Source organism: Chryseobacterium sp., assembly GCF_008014695.1.
GTDB lineage: Bacteria > Bacteroidota > Bacteroidia > Flavobacteriales > Weeksellaceae > Kaistella.
This window is the reverse complement of sequence record NZ_VOXE01000002.1, coordinates 477,377-498,330: the sequence shown is the minus strand read 5'-3', so window position 1 is coordinate 498,330 and position 20,954 is coordinate 477,377. Positions and strand designations below refer to the sequence as shown.

At 40.9% G+C, this 20,954-nt stretch carries 17 protein-coding genes; 12 read left to right on the top strand and 5 right to left on the bottom strand.

The window, feature by feature from the left end; genetic code table 11:
- The first annotated feature begins 8 nt into the window (after positions 1-8).
- Both FUA25_RS06780 and FUA25_RS06775 read left to right on the top strand, forming a co-directional pair.
- Positions 9-770, top strand: a complete 762-nt coding sequence (locus tag FUA25_RS06780; protein ID WP_147756145.1) for a class I SAM-dependent methyltransferase — start codon at positions 9-11, stop codon at positions 768-770.
- Between the two features lie 11 nt (positions 771-781).
- Positions 782-1,474, top strand: a complete 693-nt coding sequence (locus FUA25_RS06775) for a ZIP family metal transporter (RefSeq protein WP_147756144.1) — start codon at positions 782-784, stop codon at positions 1,472-1,474.
- Positions 1,475-1,527: 53 nt separating this feature from the next.
- Here the strand turns inward: FUA25_RS06775 and FUA25_RS06770 are convergent, their stop codons facing one another.
- Entirely contained in the window at positions 1,528-2,892 is a 1,365-nt protein-coding gene (locus FUA25_RS06770) for an OmpP1/FadL family transporter (RefSeq protein WP_228411664.1), read from the bottom strand.
- Positions 2,893-2,974: 82 nt separating this feature from the next.
- Positions 2,975-3,940: a prolyl-tRNA synthetase gene (locus FUA25_RS06765; RefSeq protein ID WP_147756142.1), complete on the bottom strand. Its 966-nt coding sequence runs from the start codon at positions 3,938-3,940 to the stop codon at positions 2,975-2,977.
- A gap of 142 nt (positions 3,941-4,082) precedes the next feature.
- Here FUA25_RS06765 and proS point away from each other — a divergent pair, with 142 nt between their 5' ends.
- The 7 genes from proS (at position 4,083) to FUA25_RS06730 (ending at position 11,894) form a co-directional block, all read left to right on the top strand.
- A complete protein-coding gene (gene proS, locus FUA25_RS06760) occupies positions 4,083-5,558 on the top strand; it encodes a proline--tRNA ligase (protein WP_147756141.1) in 1,476 nt (491 codons plus the stop codon).
- A 113-nt stretch (positions 5,559-5,671) separates the two neighbouring features.
- Entirely contained in the window at positions 5,672-6,955 is a 1,284-nt protein-coding gene (locus FUA25_RS06755) for an OmpA family protein (RefSeq protein WP_147756140.1), read from the top strand.
- 106 nt (positions 6,956-7,061) lie between these two features.
- Positions 7,062-8,402 carry an Nramp family divalent metal transporter gene (locus FUA25_RS06750; protein WP_147756139.1) on the top strand — a complete coding sequence of 447 codons (1,341 nt, stop codon included), beginning with the start codon at positions 7,062-7,064 and terminating at the stop codon, positions 8,400-8,402.
- On the top strand, positions 8,399-9,145 hold the full coding sequence (locus FUA25_RS06745; RefSeq protein ID WP_185146669.1) for a transporter: 747 nt from the start codon (positions 8,399-8,401) through the stop codon (positions 9,143-9,145). The genes FUA25_RS06750 and FUA25_RS06745 overlap by 4 nt, the downstream gene beginning before the upstream one ends.
- A 72-nt stretch (positions 9,146-9,217) precedes the next feature.
- A complete protein-coding gene (locus FUA25_RS06740) occupies positions 9,218-9,757 on the top strand; it encodes a nucleotide exchange factor GrpE (protein ID WP_147756137.1) in 540 nt (179 codons plus the stop codon).
- A gap of 75 nt (positions 9,758-9,832) precedes the next feature.
- Positions 9,833-10,945, top strand: coding sequence for a molecular chaperone DnaJ (gene dnaJ, locus FUA25_RS06735; protein ID WP_147756136.1), 1,113 nt, complete (start codon positions 9,833-9,835; stop codon positions 10,943-10,945).
- An 85-nt stretch (positions 10,946-11,030) separates the two neighbouring features.
- Complete coding sequence (locus tag FUA25_RS06730) at positions 11,031-11,894, top strand: alpha/beta hydrolase (RefSeq protein WP_147756135.1); 864 nt, start codon at positions 11,031-11,033, stop codon at positions 11,892-11,894.
- Between the two features lie 8 nt (positions 11,895-11,902).
- Here FUA25_RS06730 and FUA25_RS06725 read toward each other — a convergent pair whose 3' ends face one another.
- The 3 genes from FUA25_RS06725 to FUA25_RS06715 form a co-directional block, all read right to left on the bottom strand.
- On the bottom strand, positions 11,903-12,580 hold the full coding sequence (locus FUA25_RS06725; RefSeq protein WP_147756134.1) for a DedA family protein: 678 nt from the start codon (positions 12,578-12,580) through the stop codon (positions 11,903-11,905).
- A 62-nt stretch (positions 12,581-12,642) separates the two neighbouring features.
- Positions 12,643-13,755, bottom strand: a complete 1,113-nt coding sequence (prfB, locus tag FUA25_RS06720) for a peptide chain release factor 2 (RefSeq protein WP_147756133.1) — start codon at positions 13,753-13,755, stop codon at positions 12,643-12,645.
- A gap of 84 nt (positions 13,756-13,839) precedes the next feature.
- On the bottom strand, positions 13,840-15,195 hold the full coding sequence (locus FUA25_RS06715) for an AAA family ATPase (RefSeq protein WP_147756132.1): 1,356 nt from the start codon (positions 15,193-15,195) through the stop codon (positions 13,840-13,842).
- A 230-nt stretch (positions 15,196-15,425) separates the two neighbouring features.
- Here FUA25_RS06715 and alaS point away from each other — a divergent pair, with 230 nt between their 5' ends.
- From alaS to FUA25_RS06700, 3 genes are all read left to right on the top strand, one after another.
- Positions 15,426-18,083, top strand: coding sequence for an alanine--tRNA ligase (alaS, locus tag FUA25_RS06710; protein WP_147756131.1), 2,658 nt, complete (start codon positions 15,426-15,428; stop codon positions 18,081-18,083).
- A gap of 195 nt (positions 18,084-18,278) precedes the next feature.
- The gene (locus tag FUA25_RS06705) at positions 18,279-20,708 is read left to right on the top strand and encodes a DUF5686 family protein (protein WP_147756130.1); all 2,430 of its coding nucleotides are present in this window, start codon (positions 18,279-18,281) and stop codon (positions 20,706-20,708) included.
- On the top strand, positions 20,709-20,945 hold the full coding sequence (locus FUA25_RS06700) for a hypothetical protein (RefSeq protein WP_147756129.1): 237 nt from the start codon (positions 20,709-20,711) through the stop codon (positions 20,943-20,945).
- Positions 20,946-20,954: the final 9 nt, after the last annotated feature.

The following is a 20,954-nucleotide window of genomic DNA, read 5'->3' as shown; positions in this document are numbered from 1 at the left end:
TTTGCACAATGGCATGGTTTGAAACGTGGTTTGATACCCCTTATTATCATATTCTTTACAAAGACAGGGATTTTGCAGAAGCAGAAAATTTTATTTCGCTGCTGGTTAAAGACCTCCAACTCCCGAAAAAATCAAAAATTATTGACCTGGGCTGCGGAAAAGGAAGGCACTCGGTATTTCTTCACCAAATGGGTTATGAAGTGCTGGGTCTGGATCTTTCCAGAGAAAGCATCAGTCATAATAAGCAGTTTGAAACTTCCGGTGATAGTGAAATCCCTTTGAAATTTGAAGTTCACGACATGAGGGATGAGATTTATCCTGAAATCTCCAGCGAAAAGGTGGATGCAGTTTTCAACCTCTTCACCAGTTTCGGCTATTTTGAAGAGAAAAGCGATGATGCAAAAGTTTTCAACTCTGTAAATCACGCGCTGAAAGAAAACGGTTATTTTGTCCTCGATTTTTTAAATGAGAAATGGGTGAAAAATACGCTCAAATCTGAATTCATGAATACGAAAGGAGGCATTGATTTTCACCTTAAAAAACGGATTGAAGACCAGTACGTCATTAAAGATATTTATTTTGAAGACCAGGGCAAGGATTTTCATTTTTTTGAGAAGGTTAAGCTGCACACGATTGAAGAAATCGGTCAGTATGCAGAAGAATTCGGTTTCGAAAGGGTAAAGATTTATGGTGATTATCAACTTTCGGAATTTGATCTGGAAACCTCGCCCAGATGCATCAATGTTTTCAGGAAAAAAGAAGAAAAGTAAAACACAGAATTATGATTGTTTTTCTACTTATTTTAAGCGTTTTAACAGGAGTTTATCTCGGTAAACTGTTTGGCAACAAGCATATGTTCGCCAAAAACCTGCTTATCTTAAGCGCCGGTTTCCTCATCACCATCTGTCTGAACGAAGTTTTTCCGGAAGTTTATAACGGCGAAAACAGCAATATCGGACTTTGGGTTATCGGCGGGGTGTTGCTTCAGATGTTGTTGGAAAACCTTACCAAGGGTTTCGAGCACGGGCATTTCCATCATCATCAGGACGAAAAAAATATTCTCCCCGTCGCTTTGATGGTTGGGATGTTTATTCATGCTTTTCTCGAAGGCATTCCTCTGGCGAATGAAACTGAAATCCTGAGTCCTTATTTAATGGGAATTTTATTTCACAATCTCCCAATTTCTTTCGTTCTGGGCGCTTTTTTAATCAAAGATTCAAAATTTTCGCCTTCTTCATGGCTGATTATATCGATTTTCGCATTGGCATCACCGCTTGGTCTGCTGTTGGGCAGGTACTTCAATCCTGATTTGAAGATCTATTTCCTCGCCATCGTGGGGGGTATCTTTCTCCATATTTCCTCAGTCATTATTTTCGAAAGCAATAAAAATCACAATATCGACTGGAAAAAAATTACGCTTGTTGTAGCCGGCGTTTTATTAGCCATGTTCGGTCATGTTTTTCACCAGCATTAATTAAAAAAGACTCCGAATTTCTTCGGAGTCTTAAATTTATATTTGAGGAGAAATTAAAATTTCCAGCCTACAGTAAGAAAGAAATTATTTCTGGTATTCTTCACCTGAGATACAACCGACGAATTTGAATTGACATCAAAATCTGCTGAATAATATCCTGTTCCGAACTCTTCTGACCCTCTTAAAAACGGATTGCTGTATTCCGATACGGTATTCTGAAAAGCTGCATCAATAAACAAAGAGGTAAAGGCATATCCTATTCCCAGTCCAAGAGTGTTTCTTTTACCTATGAAGAGCTGATCGTAAGAAGTGTTCCCTTCAACACCGGTGTTTGAATAAGAACTTATTGAAACCGCATCAAACGGATTGGTTGCGAAAGCATATCCTCCTCTTAATCGTAATGCTTTAAGTCTGTATTCTGCTCCGAACTTCACTTCTGATAAACTTTTATAGTTGTCGTTGAAAAAATCATTCAGTTCGCTTTCAGCAGCACCCTGTACTCTGTACCGTGGTTTTGTTAAACCCAGACTGTAGTCCACATTCAGTGAAAAATTCTTATTCGGAACAAAGGAGGCACTAAGATTGGCCTTCAAAGGTGAACTGAAATTTCTGGACTCTTCTAAAGTTTCAAAAGAAATATAACCGGAGTTATCAACATAATTTTCATTATAAAGTCTTTGAATAGTCCACCAGGTTGGCGTTTCCACTGATGCACCCAATCTGAACTGATTGTTGACTTTGCCTATGACTCCAAAAGTTGCTGAAAAACCAGCAGACTCTTCCGTGAAAGGGGTGTATTGCTTGTCGTAGGTATTTACCGAATTGTCCAGATCAAGTCCGAACTGGGCTGAATCATACTGCTCAATCTGAGCATAATGAAAATTAAGGCCGGCACCCAGATAAAGGGAATTGGCATAATTCGCTCCTACACCGATACTCATTTTTGATTGGTTCCCGTAACGATTGTAAGCATGTCCTAAATAGGAAAGATTTCCGGTAACATCATTTCCACCTGCATCCACAAGAGCTTTTTGAATGACGATGCTGGAGTTTCCTGGAGTTTCCACGTAATCTTCAATGGTCTGATTGGAATAACTAATCCCGATATTGACAAATTTCCAGGGACTTTCGGTCATCAACTGAAAAGCAGCGACACCATTTATATTTCCTATTTCGCCAGTGTTGATCTTATAATCAATTGATGATCCATTAAGAGAACTCACATTTTTATTGCTCTCAACAGCAAGTGTTCCGGAAAAATCGCTTGAAATAGCAACACCTAAACCGGCCGGATTATTGAGAAGAGAATTTCCGTCCCCGCCCAACGCTCCTGTTGAACCTGCCATTCCATTATATTTTGCTGAACCGAAAAAATTGGTGTTTGAATAAATGTCAACTGAATTTTTAACTGTTGACATATTTTGAGCGCTTGCGAAAAAAACAGCAGCCACGCTCATTACGGTAAATGATTTTTTTAACATATGATATATGGATAATTAGTTATCTGAATCCGCCTGATCTTGTACCTGAAGAACTTGAACTTGATCTTCCGCCTGAAGATGAATTGTTAAAACCGCCTGACCGATCGCCGCCCGATCTGAAACCTCCACTATCATTGGATCTTGGCGTGGTATCGTAACGTGGCGTTTGTTGTGGCGATCTGTATCTTGGTGTATTTTGTCTCGGAGTGTTATTTGGATTAACCGGTCTCGGAGTGTTAAAACGTGGGGAAGAAGAATTTTGTGGGTTTCTGAAACCAGATGTTTGTGGAGTTCTAAATCCGGGAGTCTGTGAGTTTCTGAATCCCGGCGTTGTTGAATTAGCATTTCTCAAAGTTCCCTGACTTCTGAATCCGGAATTGGAACCCTGTCTGTTCAAACCGCTCGGCCCGAAACTGTTGCCGATTCTTCCGTCTGCACCGCTTCTTTTATATCGGAATGGAGAAACGTATCCATATCCGTAATATGGATTATAACCGTAATACGGGCTATATCCGTAGTAGCCCCAATATGGACTGTATCCGTAACCGTAATAAGAACTAAATCCAAAATCCCAGTATGGATTATAACCGAAGCCACCCCAAGGTGAGCCCCAAGAAAATCCCATTCCGAAACCTGAATTCCAACCCCAAGGTGAGTACCCAAATCCGTATGGATAATTCCAGCTATCGTTATAATAATTGAATTCTGTACCGGAATACAAACCCCAATCTGAATTTAATACATCGTTATATTCATTCTGAGTTTGATAATCGTCATAAACATAGTCATTTCCTACTTGGTTCATTTCATTTGTAATGACACCTTCAGGAATTGTATCTTTATTGGGATCGTAATAAACACCGTCGGTTTCTGTATAACCGCCCATCTGTGTTCCGCAGGACATTAGCATTAATGAACCAGCAACCATTAAAACACTCTTGGTTTTAAGGATATCAACTAAATTTTTATATGTAAATTTTTTCATGATAGGTGAAAAGTTTAATTTGATTTATATTTGCACTCCCTACCAAAATTATACCATTTAACAAGGTAATGATTTGGGTAAAAATACACTTTTACTTTAGATAAAAGGATCAACAAAAAGTTAAATCAAAGATAAACAATAAATGGCAAAACTTACTTCAAGAGCCGAAGACTACAGTAAATGGTATAATGAATTGGTTGTTAAAGCTGATTTGGCAGAAAATTCAGGTGTTCGCGGCTGCATGGTGATCAAACCTTACGGTTATGCAATCTGGGAAAAGATGCGTGATGAAATGGATAAAAAATTCAAGGAAACAGGACATGAGAATGCCTATTTCCCAATCTTTATTCCCAAAAGTTTATTTGAAGCAGAAGAAAAAAATGCGGAAGGTTTCGCTAAAGAATGCGCAGTGGTGACGCATTACCGTTTAAAAACTGATCCTGATAATCCGAAAAAACTTATTGTTGACCCGGAAGCAAAACTTGAGGAAGAACTTATTGTACGTCCAACTTCAGAAGCCATCATCTGGAATACTTATAAAAACTGGATTCAGTCTTACCGTGATTTACCGATCTTGATCAATCAGTGGGCAAACGTTGTTCGTTGGGAAATGAGAACGCGTCTGTTTTTAAGGACTGCAGAATTTCTGTGGCAGGAAGGTCATACTGCACATGCAACTAAAATTGAAGCGGTAGAAGAAACCGAAAAAATGCTGGACGTGTATGCTGACTTCGCAGAAAACTTCATGGCGATGCCCGTGATTCGTGGGATCAAAACAGAGTCTGAAAGATTTGCCGGTGCTGATGAAACGTATTGTATTGAAGCGCTTATGCAGGACGGAAAAGCGCTACAGGCAGGAACTTCACACTTTTTGGGACAGAACTTCGGAAAAGCATTCGATGTGAAATTCACCAACCGAGAAGGCAAGATTGAACATGCCTGGGGAACTTCATGGGGAACCTCTACCCGATTGATGGGCGCACTCATTATGACTCATTCTGATGATTTTGGATTGGTTCTGCCTCCTACACTTGCGCCGATTCAGGTTGTGATCGTTCCTATCTTTAAAGGTGAAGAGCAGTTGCAGCAGATCGATGAAGTGGCTTTGGAAATCCAGAAAAAACTGAAGGAAAAGGGCATTTCTGTAAAATATGATAACCGTTCGGAATACAAGCCCGGTTGGAAATTCGCAGAATATGAACTGAAAGGAGTGCCGATCCGAATCGCGATGGGTGCCCGAGATCTTGAAAACAAAACCGTCGAGATTGCCCGCAGAGATAACCTGACAAAAGAAACCCATTCATTGGAAAATCTTGAAAATCATATTGAAGAATTACTGAAAACAATCCAGAAAGATATTTATCAAAAAGCTCTTGATTACCGGGAATCCCATATTACAAAAGTGGAATCGTATGAGGAGTTCAAAAAGGTTCTTGAAGAAAAAGGCGGGTTTATTTCTGCCCATTGGGACGGAACTGCTGAAGAAGAGGAACAGATTAAAAACGAAACAAAAGCAACAATCCGATGCATTCCGCTAGATAATGAAATGGAAGAAGGCATTTCTTTAATTTCGGGTAAAATTTCAAAACAACGTGTAATCTTTGCAAAAGCTTATTAAAAATATAACATATTCTTAATTTAAGTTAATTTTCAATAATATCAGCATTAAATTAAGGTTTTGGATTAAATTTTGTATAGCTGAAATTACATTAATTCTAAAACTAAACTATTATGTCATTAAATGTTATCGATCTTATTAAGGGACAATTAGGTCCGGCTTTAGTATCACAGGCTGCAGCGCAGTATGGAGAAAGCGAATCCAGCATTTCAAAAGCGATTAGCGCCCTGCTACCTGCTGTGGTAGGGGGAATGGCAAATAATTCCAACGAACCTGTTGTTGTTGATTCCATTATGAGCGCCAATTCCAGCGGAATGTTAGGAAATTTATTGGGGAATTCTTCAGGAGACTCTCTTATTTCTTCTGTGGTTTCCACAATTTTCGGAGGTAAAACAAACGGACTTATCAATGAAGTTTCCGGTTTTGGCGGAGTAAGCCATTCCACCGCAGATTCATTATTGAAAATGGTCACAGGTGCTGCACTCGGTTCTTTGGGAAAATATGCCGCGGATAATAATTTAGACAGATCCTCTCTTTCAAATTTACTCGCAGATCAGAAGGGCGTAGTATCTTCCCTTTTACCGGCAGGTCTTTCTTTAGGTTCTCTAGGATTAGGAGGCGTAACTGAAACTGAAAAACCTTTTGGAACTGAAAAAGTAACCGTAATCTCTTATGACGAACCTAAGGTTGAGGTAAGCAGAGGGGGAAATACGCACGTAAACGTTGACAAAACTGATGAAAACAGCGGTTCCATCTGGAAATGGCTTCTTCCTGTTATATTATTGGCACTTGCTGCCTGGTTTTTAGTGAAACAGTGCGATAAAAAAAATACCCAAACTACCACTACAACTACTGATTCAACTGCGGTAGTTTCAGACTCATCAGCAACAATGGGTGATTCAGCCAATGTTACTGCTAACAGAGAAATGACTGATATCGACCTTAACGGGACACCAATCAGAGGTTTTGCAAACGGTATGGAAGCAAGCATGATCACTTTCCTCAAAAATGACGGTTACAAAAATGCTGACGACGATGCTGCGTTGAAAGACAATTGGTACAGTTTCGACAATGTAAACTTCAAAATGAATTCTGCAAAAGAATTAGAAGCAGGTTCAGAAGCGCAGCTTCAAAATCTTGCTGCAATTCTTAAAGCCTATCCGGATGCAAAAATTAAAATTGGAGGCTATACCGATAACACCGGCGATACAGCTGCAAACAAAAAATTATCTCAGGAAAGAGCCGATTATATCAAAAATAGACTTTCTGACATGGGAGTTGGAGCTCAGATTTTAGGTGCTGAGGGGTACGGCAGTGAATTCGCAACAGTAGCAGCAAATGCTTCTGATTCTGAAAGAGCTACAGACAGAAAAATGGCAGTAAGATTTGCAAAATAAATTTCAAATCATAAATAATAATCCCGGAAATCCGGGATTTTTTTTGTGTAGTATTTGCATATTAGATATATTTATCTAAATTTGTTAGATTAATCTAACATTTTGAATTTTGGAAGAAAAATTACCCTCAAAAGCCTGGAAAAAAGAAAGGACTTCAAAATCCTTACCCGAAGTTTTTTCCAGTATAAACATTCCCAGAGACGCCGGTTTCTGGAAGAAATTGATGGCGTTTGCCGGCCCGGGTTTAATGATTGCCGTAGGTTATATGGATCCGGGAAACTGGGCGACTGATATAGCAGGAGGAGCACAGTTTGGTTATACCCTGCTCTCGGTGATTCTGATTTCCAATCTTTTTGCCATGATTTTGCAGCATTTATCACTCAAACTTGGCATCGTTGCAGAAAGAGATCTGGCACAGGCCTGCCGCGATCATTTCAGTCCGACTACCAACTTTATTTTATGGATTTTCTGTGAAATTGCGATTGCGGCCTGCGATCTTGCCGAGGTTCTAGGTTCAGCGATTGCGCTTAATTTACTTTTCGGAATCCCTCTTACCTGGGGTGTGGTGATTACCGTTGTGGATGTTTTTCTTATTTTATTTCTGCAGGCAAAAGGGTTCAGATTAATTGAAAGTATTGTCGGCGGACTTATCTTTATCATCTTAGGATGCTTCGCTTACGAAATCATTTTGAGCAGACCCGATATTTTTCCGATTTTAAGCGGGCTGGTTCCGCAGAAAGAAGTGATCAGTAATCCGTCGATGCTCTACATCGCGATCGGAATTTTGGGAGCTACAGTAATGCCTCACAATCTCTATCTGCACAGCAGTATTGTGCAGACGCGGAATTATGAGCGAAACCGTGAAGGAAAAAAAGAGGCGATTAAATTTGCGACGATCGACAGTACGGTGGCTTTATTACTCGCATTTTTCATCAATGCTGCTATTTTAATTGTAGCAGCGGCAACCTTCCATACCACAGGAAATACAGAAGTTGCTGATATTTACGATGCCCATAAAATGCTTACGCCGCTTTTGGGAACCACTTTTGCCAGCATTTTCTTCGCAGTGGCACTCCTTGCATCTGGCCAGAATTCAACTTTAACGGGAACGCTCGCGGGACAGATTGTAATGGAGGGATTTTTGAATATCCGCCTGAAACCCTGGCTCCGCAGGTTGATTACCCGTTTAATCGCTGTTATCCCAGCTCTGATTGTCACCATTATTTACGGTGAAAAAGGAACGACAGATCTATTGGTCTTAAGTCAGGTAATTCTTTCCATGCAGTTGAGCTTTGCCGTGGTTCCGCTCGTAATGTTTACCGGTTCCAAACTGAAAATGGGCGAATTTGTAAACAAACCATGGCTCAAAATTTTGGTGTGGGTAATCGCAGTGATCATTATTGTTCTGAATTTATATCTATTATACGAAACATTTTTTGGCAAATGAAAAATATCTGTTTTATACTTCTTTTCCTTCTGCCTTTCATTTTAGAGGCGCAGGAAAGTATCCAAACCGACCGTCCCGACCAAACGGAATCTGTAGCCATCACCCCAAAGAACTTTCTTCAGATAGAAAGCGGGCTGCTTTACGAAAAGACCGGCGATAATTCAGAAAGTTATTCCCATCCAACAGTGCTTTGGAAGTATGGTATCAATGAAAATTTTGAATTGAGGATGGTCACGGAATTCAATACCGAAAGATCTGAAAATAAAAATTTATCAGGACTCGCCCCTATGACTTTGGGTTTTAAAGCTAAACTCGCCGAAGAGATAAAATTTTTGCCTGCTATTTCATTCATCGGGAGTTTAACACTCAATAAAACCGGCACACAAACCTTTCAAACGCCATATACAGCGCCGGCTTTCCGGTTTTTGTTACAGCACACCCTTTCAGAAAAATGGAGCCTTGGTTATAACTTAGGAGCAGAATGGAATGGTGAATCACCCGACGCGACTGGTATTTATACCCTTTCCGCTGCTTATTCCCTCACAGAAAAATTGGGAGCTTTTGCGGAATTTTATGGATTTTTAAATAAGTATCAAAGCGCAGACCACCGGTTTGATGCCGGTTTTACCTATCTACTGAATGACAATCTTCAGATTGATGCGTCTTCCGGCCTCGGCATTTCAAAAATATCTCCCGACTACTTCCTTTCCTGCGGAATTTCCTACCGTTTCAGTACCCGTTAACCGTCTGCCGAATTGTCCAGAATTTTTCTTTGGCAAAATCTTTGTGAACAATGACTCGTAAAATTAAATACTATGTCTGAAAATCAAGATACAGAAAGAGATAACGTGCAAACTCCAGAGGAAAACGGCTCCGCTGCAGAGAACACTAATCCGGAAAATATGACACCGGAAAAAACTACTGAAGAACTTTTGGCAGAAGAAAAAGACCGCTACATGCGGCTTTTTGCAGAATTCGAAAACTATAAAAAGCGAACTGCAAAAGAAAAAATGGATTACTTTCAGTACGCCAATCAGGATATGATGATTGCAATGCTCGGCATTCTCGATGACTTCGAGCGCGCCATGAAAGAAATTGCCAAAAACGGAAATGTCGCGGATTTACAGGGTGTTGAACTGATTTATCAGAAATTAAAACACAGACTTACAGAGAAAGGCCTGAAACCGATAGAAGTTAAGATCGGTGATGACTTCAGTGTAGATCTGCATGAAGCCATCACTCAGATTCCTGCACCTTCTGAAGATTTAAAGGGCAAAATTGTGGATGTTGTGGAAACTGGTTATCAGTTAAATGATAAAGTGATCCGTTTTACCAAAGTGGTTACAGGAAATTAAAAACACGGGAAGCCGGTAATAACAGGATCAGATTTATGATGCTAGTTTATTACTCACTATCTATACTAAAAAGAGATGTCAAAAAGAGATTATTACGAAATTCTGGGTATTTCAAAAAATGCCACCGCAGAAGAAATAAAGAAAGCTTACCGAAAAATGGCCATCAAACATCACCCGGATAAAAATCCTGGTGATAAAGTTGCGGAAGAAAATTTCAAGGAAGCTGCAGAAGCCTACGAAGTGTTGAGCGACGACAATAAGAAAGCACGTTACGACCAGTACGGCCACGCCGGAGTGGGTGGTGCAGGTGGCTTTGGCGGCGGCGGTTTCGGCGGCGGAATGAATATGGAAGATATCTTCAGCCAGTTCGGTGATATTTTTGGCGGACATTTCGGCGGAGGCGGCGGAGCACAGCGACAGCAGTTCCGGGGAACCAACCTTCGTGTGCGGATAAAACTGAATCTGGAAGAAATGGTGAACGGAACGCAGAAAACCATCAAAGTCAAGAAGATGAAACTTGCGGCGGGAACCACTTCAAAAACATGCCCAGTGTGTAACGGAAGCGGCGTTCAGGTAAAAGTGATGAACACGATGTTCGGACAGATGCAGAGCCAGACCCACTGTTCCAACTGTCAGGGAATCGGAAAAGTTGGAGACAAAATTCCGCCAGGCGCCAATGCACAGGGTTTAATCAAAGAGGATGAAGAAGTAACGATTAACATTCCTGCAGGAGCACGTGAAGGCATTCAGCTGAACGTACGCGGAAAAGGAAACGATGCTCCTTTCGGCGGAAATGCCGGAGATTTGCTGGTGGTAGTGGAAGAAGAAGTGGATTCAGCCATTAAGCGTGAAGGCGACAATCTGCATCAGGAACTTTATGTTTCTTTCGCGGAAGCTGCTTTGGGAGCCCAAAAAGAAATCCCAACGGTTGGCGGGAAAGTTAAAATTAAAGTGGACCCGGGAACACAATCGGGTAAAATCCTGAGGCTTTCGGGTAAAGGTTTACCAAGCATCGACAGTTACGGAAAAGGCGACATGTTTGTCCACATCAATGTTTGGACTCCACAAAAACTTTCGAAAGACCAAAGAGACTTCTTCGAGAAACAAATGAGCAACGGCGAAATGATTGCCGAACCTTCGGGTAATGAAAAAACTTTTTTTGATAAAGTGAGAGATTTATTCAATTAAAATATAAGGAGATTTAAAAAATCTCCTTTTTTATGGGCAAATTTCTCATTTTCAGTATATTTGATCTCTTTTGCAGCCTTACAATATGAAAAAAAGGATTTTAAGTTACCATTTCTGGCTTTTGGGAGCATTAAGTTTCTTCCTGAATTCGTGCAACACCAAGCACCGCATTTGGATGGGTGAAAAAGGCGAGCAGAAAATTTTCAACCTCAATTATGGCAACGATAAAAGACAGGTAATGGATATTTTTCTTCCTGAAGAATATAATGCTGAAAAACCTGCAGTAATCATTATTCACGGAGGCGCCTGGTTTTACGGCCGGAAGGAACACATGATCAAACTTCAGAAACTGCTGTTTCAGAACCGCATTCCCACGATAAACATCAATTACCGCCTTGTGAACAGGAATATCACTTATCAGCAACAGTTGGAGGATATTAAACTGGCGATCGAAAAGTTCAACAGTCTTTCAAAAAAAGCAAAGCTCCAGCCAAATCGGTATATTTTACTGGGAGAAAGTTCCGGCGGGCATCTTGCCCTGCTTTATGGATATAAAAATCCGGAACAGGTCAGAAAAATCATTTCCCTGAGCGGGCCAACGGATTTTTTCACGAAAAATTTTACCGATTCATTTTATTCGAAATATTCCGTTTCAACGATACAAAAAATGGTTGGTGATAAATTCCACAGAACCAATATTTCCGAAGCATTTAAGGCTGCAAGTCCGATTGCCAATGTATCAAATGTCCCAACGCTGCATTTTCAGGGCGATCAGGATGTTCTTGTGAATAAAAGACAGGGATTGGCTTTGGATTCAGTATTGACTGTAAAAAACATTCCGCACCGATTTGTGTACATGAAAAATACCGGTCATGCGCCGAGATTTTTCAACCACAAGAAACGAGACCACATTATTTATCCGGCCATTCTGGATTTTATCAAAGAGTAAATACGAGATTACTCAGATATTTCTTCTTTCTTTTTCCCGAAGACGATTTTTAAGATCAAAGGGAGCGTGGTCACCAATACGATCACGAGAATAATAAGTTCAAGATGCTTCTTTAAATCGATTCCGAACTGATCTACAAATAATTTGTCCAGATAGTGTCCGGCAAAAATCAGTAAAAAGGACCACAAAAATGCCCCGATAATATTGTCAAAAAGAAATTTCTTTTTATCCATGCGTACAATTCCTGCAACGATAGGAGTAAAAGTCCTGATGATGGGTAAAAAACGCGCCATGATAACGGCTAAAGCGCCATGATCTTCAAAAAAATCGTGGGCCTGGTTCAGGTATTTCTTTTTAAACAGAAAAGAATCTTTTCTTTTGTAAAGCGTAGGGCCGGCTTTGTAACCGAACCAGTATCCCACTTCATTCCCAATAATTGCGGCAATGGCAACAGCGGTGGCCAAAAGAGTTGTATCCAGAAGTTCGCTGCCTGTAGTTCCGAAAGTTTCACGCATGATTTCCACAGCATAAATGCCGGAAACAAAGAGTAAACTGTCTCCGGGTAGAAAAAAACCGATGAATAGACCGGTTTCTGCAAAAATAATGAACAAAATGAGCCAGAAACCGCCCATTTTTATATAAAATTCAGGATTAAGCAAATCCTTCCAACTCTCGAAATTTTCCATATTCCAAAGATAGGAAAAGGAAGCTAACGAAATAATTTCAAATCTGTTAAAATTCCTTAATTTTAGAGGTCAAAGTCATCGTCCGTCGCCGCGGTTCCGTCGGCCATCAGGAATGCTTTCAGAAAAGGGGTAATATTGCCGTTCATCACACCGTCTACATCTGATGTTTCATAGCCTGAACGCACATCTTTTACGAGTTTATACGGGTGCATCACATAATTCCGGATCTGGCTGCCCCACTCTATTTTCATTTTTCCGGCTTCTATTTCTGTTCTGGCTTTCATCCTTTCTTCAAGTTCCATTTCATAAAGCCGGGAACGGAGCAACTGCATTGCTTTTTCTTTATTCTGAAGCTGGGAACGGCTTTCGGAATTTTCAATGATTATCCCTGAAGGAGCGTGACGCAGACGGACCGCCGTTTCCACCTTATTTACATTCTGCCCCCCTGCGCCGCTCGAACGCATGGTTTCAAAGGAAATATCTGCAGGATTGATGTTGATTTCAATCGTATCATCCACTAACGGATACACATAAACCGAGACAAAACTTGTGTGGCGTTTTGCGTTCGAATCGAAAGGGGAAATCCTCACGAGGCGGTGAACACCGTTTTCGCCACGTAAATATCCAAAAGCAAATTCACCGTCGATTTCCAGTGTCACCGTTTTTATTCCGGCCACATCACCTTCCTGATAATTCAGTTCCCGGAGTTTATATCCCTGTTTTTCCGCCCACATTGTGTACATTCTCATCAACATTGCAGCCCAGTCGCAGCTTTCAGTACCGCCCGCTCCTGCGGTGATCTGAAGAACTGCTGAGAGTTCATCGCCTTCATTCGACAGCATATTTTTAAATTCAAGATCTTCAATTTTTTCCAGAAGTACGGGATAAGATACATCAAGTTCCTTTTCAGAATCCGGATCCTCTTTCGCAAAATCCAGGAGAACCTGCAAGTCTTCAAACCGTGAAAAAATCTCTTCGTAATCGTTCACCCATTTTTTCCGGGAACGCAGCTGCTTCATAAAAATTTCAGCCTCCTTCGGATTATCCCAGAATTCCGGAGAAACGGTTTTTTCCTCATCGTTTGTTATCTCAATTTTCTTTTTTTCGATCTGAAGGTACTTATAGAGATCCTCAATCCTTTGTTGGAGGTCTTTTATCTGGTCGCTGTTAATCATTTCGCAAAAATAAGAATTTGAAAATTTACACGGTGATAATTTGTCATTAGTTTGAGCCCTGAGGTTTTTACGAAATAAAGTGGCTTACTTTTTATCTTTCTTCTGTTCATGATTTTTAAAGCCGATACTTTTTATAGGTTTTTCAACCACTTTGTAACTGTTCAGTTCCTGCTGCAGTTCCTTAGTTCGCTGTACAAAATCATCATGATTGTTATGAGAGACATCGATGATAAACTGTGCCACCTGATTGAGGTATTCTTCCGTTAGTTTTACAGAAGCATCCCTGAATGCCACGTCCAGAAGCTTCTTATCAATTTTAATATTTTCGTTATTGTCTTTCAGATAAATGTTTCGAATGCGTTTTTTCAGACTTTGGGTAAAATCAATAATCATGGTGTTCGAAAAAGCTTTCATGCGGGCAGAAATTTCCTGCCAGAAAGGCTGATGATCGGCTTCATTCTGCATCAGGATTTTCAAAAGCAGTGCATCCGCCGACAAGTCATCTGTCATATGGAAAAGGATCATTTCCGCCCGTTCTCGGGAATTGGGCGGGAAAATCGGGATTACCACATCAAAACGTCCCGGCGCAAGGATTTCTTCATCAATATCCACCAGAGAATTTGCTGAACCCACCATTAAAAGGTCCTCTTTTTCGAAACGGCTTACATAATGGAGGATAATTTCCTTTGTTTCTTCGTCGCATGAATCCACCGACTTTTCTTCGCTTCGGTGGCTCATGATCTTATCAAAATCCTCCATGAAAAGCAGTACTGAATCTTCTTTCATCATCTGCACGAGAAAATCATTGAAATCCGTTTTCTGACCGTCGATAAAAGAGGTTCCCAAATAATGTTTTTTCACTTCGCGGAACTGATAACTGATGATTTCTGCAATTTTATTCGCCCAGAAAATCTTTCCGCTTCCCGGTGGCCCGTAAAGAATGATTCCTGCGGGTTTATGAATCCCCCAGTTTTTAGTCTGCTCCATATCCAGAAACGGTTCAAGAGTCACCGAAATATAAAAAAACAAGTCACGGTAGCCGATAAAGTCGCGCTCTTTCAGGCCGGTTTTCTTTCCGAAATAATCATAAACGAACTGGTAATTACCGCCCAGTTTATTATCGATTCCAAAACTGGAAACTGAGGATTTGAAAAATCCGTTATCGAAAAGTCTAGGTTTATCCTTTTTAATGAGCGCTTCCACTTTTTCCTGAGGCTGGTTGATGGTTTCCGCAATATCTTTTGCCGATTTTTTCAAATCCAAATCATCCTGATAGCGTTTCAGAAAACCCACATTTTCTTTGGCAAATCTTTCGAAATCAGGTTTCACCTCGAAGTTAGTGGAAATACATTCTGAAAGTTCAAGGTCAAAGTCCTGAATAAATCTGATAAAACATTCGGTAGAGACATTCAGGGTTTTGGCGAGTTCGGCGAGTTTCATTGTGGTTGGTTAATGGTGAATATTAAATATAGGATTTTTCTGTTCTATTGGCACCAAAAATTGTGCAATCAGCTACATAAAATGGAAAAATGCAGCATTCCTTTCATTTAAAAGCAACTGTTGCTGCATCTAAAACTGCAGAAAGCATTCATCAAAATGATTAAATTTCCTTAAATTTGCGGACTTATAAATGCGTAAAGCCTTTTACTTTCTGCATAAAGCCAAAAAACATGACTTCACAACAGATACGCCAGCAGTTTTTAGATTATTTTAAAGAGAAAGGACATCTCATTGTTCCTTCTGCCCCAATTGTCCTGAAAGATGATCCAACTTTGATGTTTTCGAACTCCGGAATGACGCAGTTCAAGGATTATTTCCTCGGATACAGGGAACCGAAAGCACCCCGAATTGCCGACACTCAGAAATGTCTGCGCGTTTCCGGAAAACACAACGATCTGGATGATGTAGGCCGGGATACGTACCATCACACGATGTTTGAAATGCTCGGAAACTGGTCTTTCGGAGATTACTTTAAAAAAGAAGCCATTGATTTTGCCTGGGAACTTTTGACAGAAGTTTATAAAATTCCGAAAGAAAATTTATACGTTACCATCTTTGAAGGCGACGCTTCCGAAAATCTGGGCCGTGATCAGGATGCCTACGACTGCTGGAAAACCCATATCGACGAAAGCAGAATCATCAATGGGAATAAAAAAGACAATTTCTGGGAAATGGGAGAAAGCGGACCCTGCGGACCCTGCTCAGAAATCCACGTTGATTTGAGGAGTGAAGAGGAAAAAGCAGATATTTCTGCGCTGGACCTTGTAAACAACGACCATCCGCAGGTTGTGGAAATCTGGAATCTCGTGTTCATGGAATTCAACAGAAAAGCCGACGGATCTTTAGAAAAATTGCCCGCACAGCACGTTGACACCGGAATGGGTTTCGAACGTCTTTGCATGGCTTTACAGAATCAGAAATCAAATTACGATACCGATGTCTTCACGCCTCTTATTGCTAAAGTAGAACAGCTTTCAGGTAAAAAATATACGGGCATTTTAGAAGATGAAAAAGATATTGCAATCCGCGTGGTTGTGGATCATATCCGTGCAGTTGCATTTGCGATTGCCGACGGACAGCTGCCTTCCAACGGTGGCGCCGGTTACGTGATCCGCAGGATTCTGAGAAGAGCAATTTCCTATTCGTACCGTTTCTTAGGAATGAAGGAACCTTTCCTATTTGAACTTGTTGCTGTTCTGAAAAGCGAAATGGGTGATTTTTTTCCGGAACTCACCAGACAGCAGAAGCTCGTGACAGAAGTCATCAGAGAAGAAGAAAATTCTTTCCTGAAAACCATCGAACACGGATTGAAAAGAATAGATTTAATCATCAGTGAAACCATTGCCAAAAACGAAAAAACGCTTCCGGGCGCCGAAGTTTTCGAACTGTATGATACTTACGGATTTCCGGCCGATTTATCCAGAATTATTGCAGAAGAAAAACAGCTGACTGTAGATGAAAAAGGTTTTGATGAAGAAATGGAAAAGCAGAAGCAGCGTTCCAAAAAATCATCGGCACAGAAAGTCCACGACTGGGTAATCCTCGAAGAAAAACAGGAAATATTTATCGGTTACGACCAGACAGAAACCGAAACCTATATCACCCGCTACCGGAAAATCGAAAATAAAGACGGCGAGTTTTACCAGATCGTTCTGTCGAAATCTCCTTTTTATCCTGAAGGCGGCGGTCAGATTGGTGACAAAGGTATCCTGATTCCGAGTTATACCGAAGGTTTTGATATTTCTAACCCAAGTCTTTCTGAAATTAAAAACTGCAGCGACCTGATTGAAGTCCTTGAGACACGAAAAGAAAACAACCTGATTGTTTCCCTAATCAAAGAATTACCGAAAGACGCAGGTGCTGTTTTTTATGCGAAAGTGAATACTTCTGAAAGAAAAAACACGCAGGCCAACCACTCCGTGACGCATCTTTTGCACGAAGCACTCCGGGAAGTTCTCGGAACACATGTAGAGCAGAAAGGTTCCTTTGTAGGACCGGAATATCTGCGTTTTGACTTTTCGCATTTTTCAAAAATGAGCGAAGAGGAACTTAAACTGGTCGAAGACAAGGTAAACTCAAAAATAAAAGAACATATCGCGCTTCAGGAATTCCGGGAAATCCCGATTGCAGAGGCGATGGAGAAAGGCGCAATGGCGCTTTTCGGTGAAAAATACGGTGACAAAGTAAGGATGATCCAGTTCGGGACTTCCCGGGAACTCTGTGGCGGAACGCACGTTAAGAATACAGGCGAGATCGGCCATTTTAAAATTCAGAGCGAGAGTTCAACTGCCGCCGGAATCCGAAGAATCGAAGCGATCTCGGGTGACAAGTCTGATGAATATTTCCGTAATCTTGAAACGCAGGTGAAGGAGATTGCCGCTTTGCTTAAATCCAAAGACCTGGCAAAATCGGTAGAGAAACTGATTGAGGAAAACACCTCACTGAAATCAGAAATAGAAGCCTTTAAAAAAGAAAAATCCAAAGGTGAAACAGCAAACTGGATCAATGATTTCACAGAGAGTGGCGACAAAAAACTTCTTGTCAAAAAAGTTTCGCTGGATGCCGGAAGTGTGAAAGACATCGTATTCCAACTCAAAAAAGAAATAGAAAATGCAGTGATCATCATTCTTTCGGATTCCGACGGCAAGCCCATGATCACGGTCGGCGTTTCCCAGAATCTGGAAGGCAGTTATCACGCCGGAAACATCGTAAAAGAACTGGCGAAAGAAATCCAAGGCGGCGGTGGCGGAAACCCCGGTTTCGCGACTGCAGGCGGAAAAAACCCCGAAGGTTTGGATAATGCTTACCAAAAAGCTTTGGCGCTGTAATTTTCAGAAATATTTTACTCTGTTCTATATAAATCCCGGCTTATCCCGGGACTTTTGATTGTTGACGGAATAAACGACTTCATATTTCATATTGGAGGTATAATGCATATTTATAATGCGTTTCATTCTTTATATAAACCAGTTACCTCAATTTTTCTTGCAGAGTTGAACAAAAAAACAACTAAATTTGCAGGAATGAAAAATTTCTATACTTTTATACTGATTTGCTCTGCTTCCCTGTTTTTTGCACAGTCGAAAATCACGGTGAAAAGCAGTGGCGACAATCTGCCGCTCTCAAATGCAGTGGTATCGTGCAATAAAAAAATTCTGGGCCGGACCAATACAGCCGGTGTACTCGTTTTCCGTTCTAACTGTAATAAAGTAGAAGTGAAAGCACCGGGTTACCTGGAAGACGAAGCAGTTGTAGACAAAGTCATGGAAATCACACTCGCTAAAAACGATCCTGACGTGAAATCCATTGAGGGCGTGGTACTGCAGGACAAAAGCGATCCGCGCGCACTGGCCATCCTTCAGAAAGTGAACGACAATTATAAAGACAACTCCCCTAAAAGTCTGGATTCGTACGCTTTTAAATCCTACGAGAAATTCTCCTATGACTTTGATGAAGACAGTTTAAAATCTTATAACCGGTATATCAGCAACCGCATAGATTCCTTAAAAGGGCTCCCTGAACAGGCGATGAAAACAGAAGAGAAAAAAGACTCGCTGGATGAACTGAATATGCTCAAGCTCATGAAACAGAGCAAGCTTTTTCTTTGGGAACGCGCGCAGGAATATTTGTATTCCCAAAAGTTTGGTGAAAAAATAAATGTTCTTGACAATCGTGTTTCAGGACTTAAAGACCCCATCTACGAATTAATGACCGTACGGTCGAACCGTACCAAGATGCCGCGAGAAATTCAGATAGAAAACCGTGATCTTTACCGCTTTTTCCTTACCGATACAATTGAAATCGAAGGCCGTCAGAACTTTGTGATCCGTTTTCGTCAGGTCGACTATAAGCAACCGGTTCAGCGCCGAAGATTCAACGGTTATCTCTATGTGGATGCCGAAACTTATGCTCTGAAAAAACTCGAAAGCAACAGCAAGATAAAAAGCGAAGGCACCATCACGAGTATCTGGAAACCCATTGATAACAAATGGTTCCTCCTGCGCGAAGATCTTAAACTCCGAATGGGAAGCACTGTTTTCGATGAAAAGAAAACGGACGATAAAAAAGATAAAACCAAAAAGAAGCGGTTCGGGAACTACGTGTACATGAGTACCGATTATTTCGATTTTAAAACGCCGATTGAAGTCAAGGCGAAAGATTTTTCAGGATATACGATGAGTGTTCAGAACACCGACGGAACGTTGCTGGATCAGTACAGAACCGATACTTTAAGTGTCAGAGAAAGAAATACCTATACCCAGATCGACAGTTTGGGAAAAAAATATAATATCGACCAGCGCGCCGGCGTGATCACCAATCTCATCAAAGGAAAAATAAGAGTCGGAATGGTGGATTTCGATGCTTCCAGAATCCTTGGCTATAACCAATATGAAGGTTTGAGACTTGGCATTGGCGCTAAACTGAATGAAAAATTCAACAGATACATTTCGCCTGATGCATACATTGCTTACGGCTTCAAAGACGGCGACTGGAAATACGGTGCAGGTCTGGATGTAAAAACAACGCTCGAAAAAACTTCTTTTTTCCGTGCAGAGTTTTTCCACGACGTAAAAGCAGCCGGTAGGTTCAGTGAAAATCTCTGGAATTTCCGGATGAAACTTATGAATTCCGGTATTGATCTTAAAAACGACCGGTTCTACAGTTTCGAAGGGTTTAAAGTTTCCTACGAAAACGACCTTACGAATGCACTCACGATGAATATTTCGGCAAAACACCAGAAAGAAAGTGCCGTTTTTGACTATAATTTCATGAATCTGGGCAATGATTTTCAGAATTCCAGCGCGTTGCTTACGTTTAAATATTCCCCGAATTCCAAAAACATCATGACCCCTTCCGGGAAATACACTTACGAACAGAATTATCCGGAAGTGTATCTGAATTACGAACAGAGTGTAAAAACGTTGGGTGGTGATTTCAGCTTCTCCAGGATCGATGCACTTTTCCTTCACAGTTTCCGTACCAAAATCGGCGTTACCGGTGTCCGACTTTATGGTGGAATTTCAGTGGGCGACGCGCCGATCTGGCACAAATTTTCGATGAACGGTTTGAGTTCCGGAAAAGATGGACTGAACTTCAATCTGGCTTCCTACATTGGTTTTGCGACCATGGAGGGCGGAAAATATTACAACGACAAGTTTTTCGGATATTATTTCACGCACCGGATTCCGTGGTATTTTAAAAGTTTCGGTAAAAACACTTCAAGTTTTGATGTGATTTATAGAGGAATTACCGGCGACATGAAGAATCCGGAGTACCACCAGATGGATTTCCAGAAACTCGATCATCTGTATCAGGAAGTAGGTCTGGAATGGAACAATTTCCTGAGTTCGCAGTTCAATTTAGGACTTTTTTACAGAGTGGGTTATTATTCAACGCCCAATTTCAAACAGAATTTTGCCATTCAGTTAAAATTAAAAGCATTAGGATTTTAGATGAAAACCATACAGATCAACGCGGCTCAATTTTTTGAACTGCTGAAACTGAAAGACACCCCTATGTGGGAAATATTCGCGCAGATGATTGACGGTGAGGAGAAGGAAATTATTTTTCTGGATGATGAGGATAAAATCCTTTTCAATTACATCCTCCCGCAAAATCTTGAAAAGCTGAAGGAAGACCAGGAAAAATTCTCCACAGAATATGCGGAGAAACTGGCGGGAGTAAATTAGTTGGAGCTT

What these genes read in the sequence shown, in the direction of transcription:
- FUA25_RS06755 (WP_147756140.1), top strand. Translation starts at nt 5,672, where the DNA reads ATGTCATTAAATGTTATCGATCTTATTAAGGGACAATTAGGTCCGGCT.
- FUA25_RS06700 (WP_147756129.1), top strand. Translation starts at nt 20,709, where the DNA reads ATGAAAACCATACAGATCAACGCGGCTCAATTTTTTGAACTGCTGAAA.
- FUA25_RS06745 (WP_185146669.1), top strand. Translation starts at nt 8,399, where the DNA reads ATGAAAAATATCTGTTTTATACTTCTTTTCCTTCTGCCTTTCATTTTA.
- FUA25_RS06770 (WP_228411664.1), bottom strand. Translation starts at nt 2,892, where the DNA reads ATGTCAACAGTTAAAAATTCAGTTGACATTTATTCAAACACCAATTTT.
- FUA25_RS06715 (WP_147756132.1), bottom strand. Translation starts at nt 15,195, where the DNA reads ATGAAACTCGCCGAACTCGCCAAAACCCTGAATGTCTCTACCGAATGT.
- FUA25_RS06780 (WP_147756145.1), top strand. Translation starts at nt 9, where the DNA reads ATGGCATGGTTTGAAACGTGGTTTGATACCCCTTATTATCATATTCTT.
- FUA25_RS06765 (WP_147756142.1), bottom strand. Translation starts at nt 3,940, where the DNA reads ATGAAAAAATTTACATATAAAAATTTAGTTGATATCCTTAAAACCAAG.
- dnaJ (WP_147756136.1), top strand. Translation starts at nt 9,833, where the DNA reads ATGTCAAAAAGAGATTATTACGAAATTCTGGGTATTTCAAAAAATGCC.
- FUA25_RS06730 (WP_147756135.1), top strand. Translation starts at nt 11,031, where the DNA reads ATGAAAAAAAGGATTTTAAGTTACCATTTCTGGCTTTTGGGAGCATTA.
- FUA25_RS06705 (WP_147756130.1), top strand. Translation starts at nt 18,279, where the DNA reads ATGAAAAATTTCTATACTTTTATACTGATTTGCTCTGCTTCCCTGTTT.
- FUA25_RS06740 (WP_147756137.1), top strand. Translation starts at nt 9,218, where the DNA reads ATGTCTGAAAATCAAGATACAGAAAGAGATAACGTGCAAACTCCAGAG.
- proS (WP_147756141.1), top strand. Translation starts at nt 4,083, where the DNA reads ATGGCAAAACTTACTTCAAGAGCCGAAGACTACAGTAAATGGTATAAT.
- alaS (WP_147756131.1), top strand. Translation starts at nt 15,426, where the DNA reads ATGACTTCACAACAGATACGCCAGCAGTTTTTAGATTATTTTAAAGAG.
- FUA25_RS06725 (WP_147756134.1), bottom strand. Translation starts at nt 12,580, where the DNA reads ATGGAAAATTTCGAGAGTTGGAAGGATTTGCTTAATCCTGAATTTTAT.
- prfB (WP_147756133.1), bottom strand. Translation starts at nt 13,755, where the DNA reads ATGATTAACAGCGACCAGATAAAAGACCTCCAACAAAGGATTGAGGAT.
- FUA25_RS06775 (WP_147756144.1), top strand. Translation starts at nt 782, where the DNA reads ATGATTGTTTTTCTACTTATTTTAAGCGTTTTAACAGGAGTTTATCTC.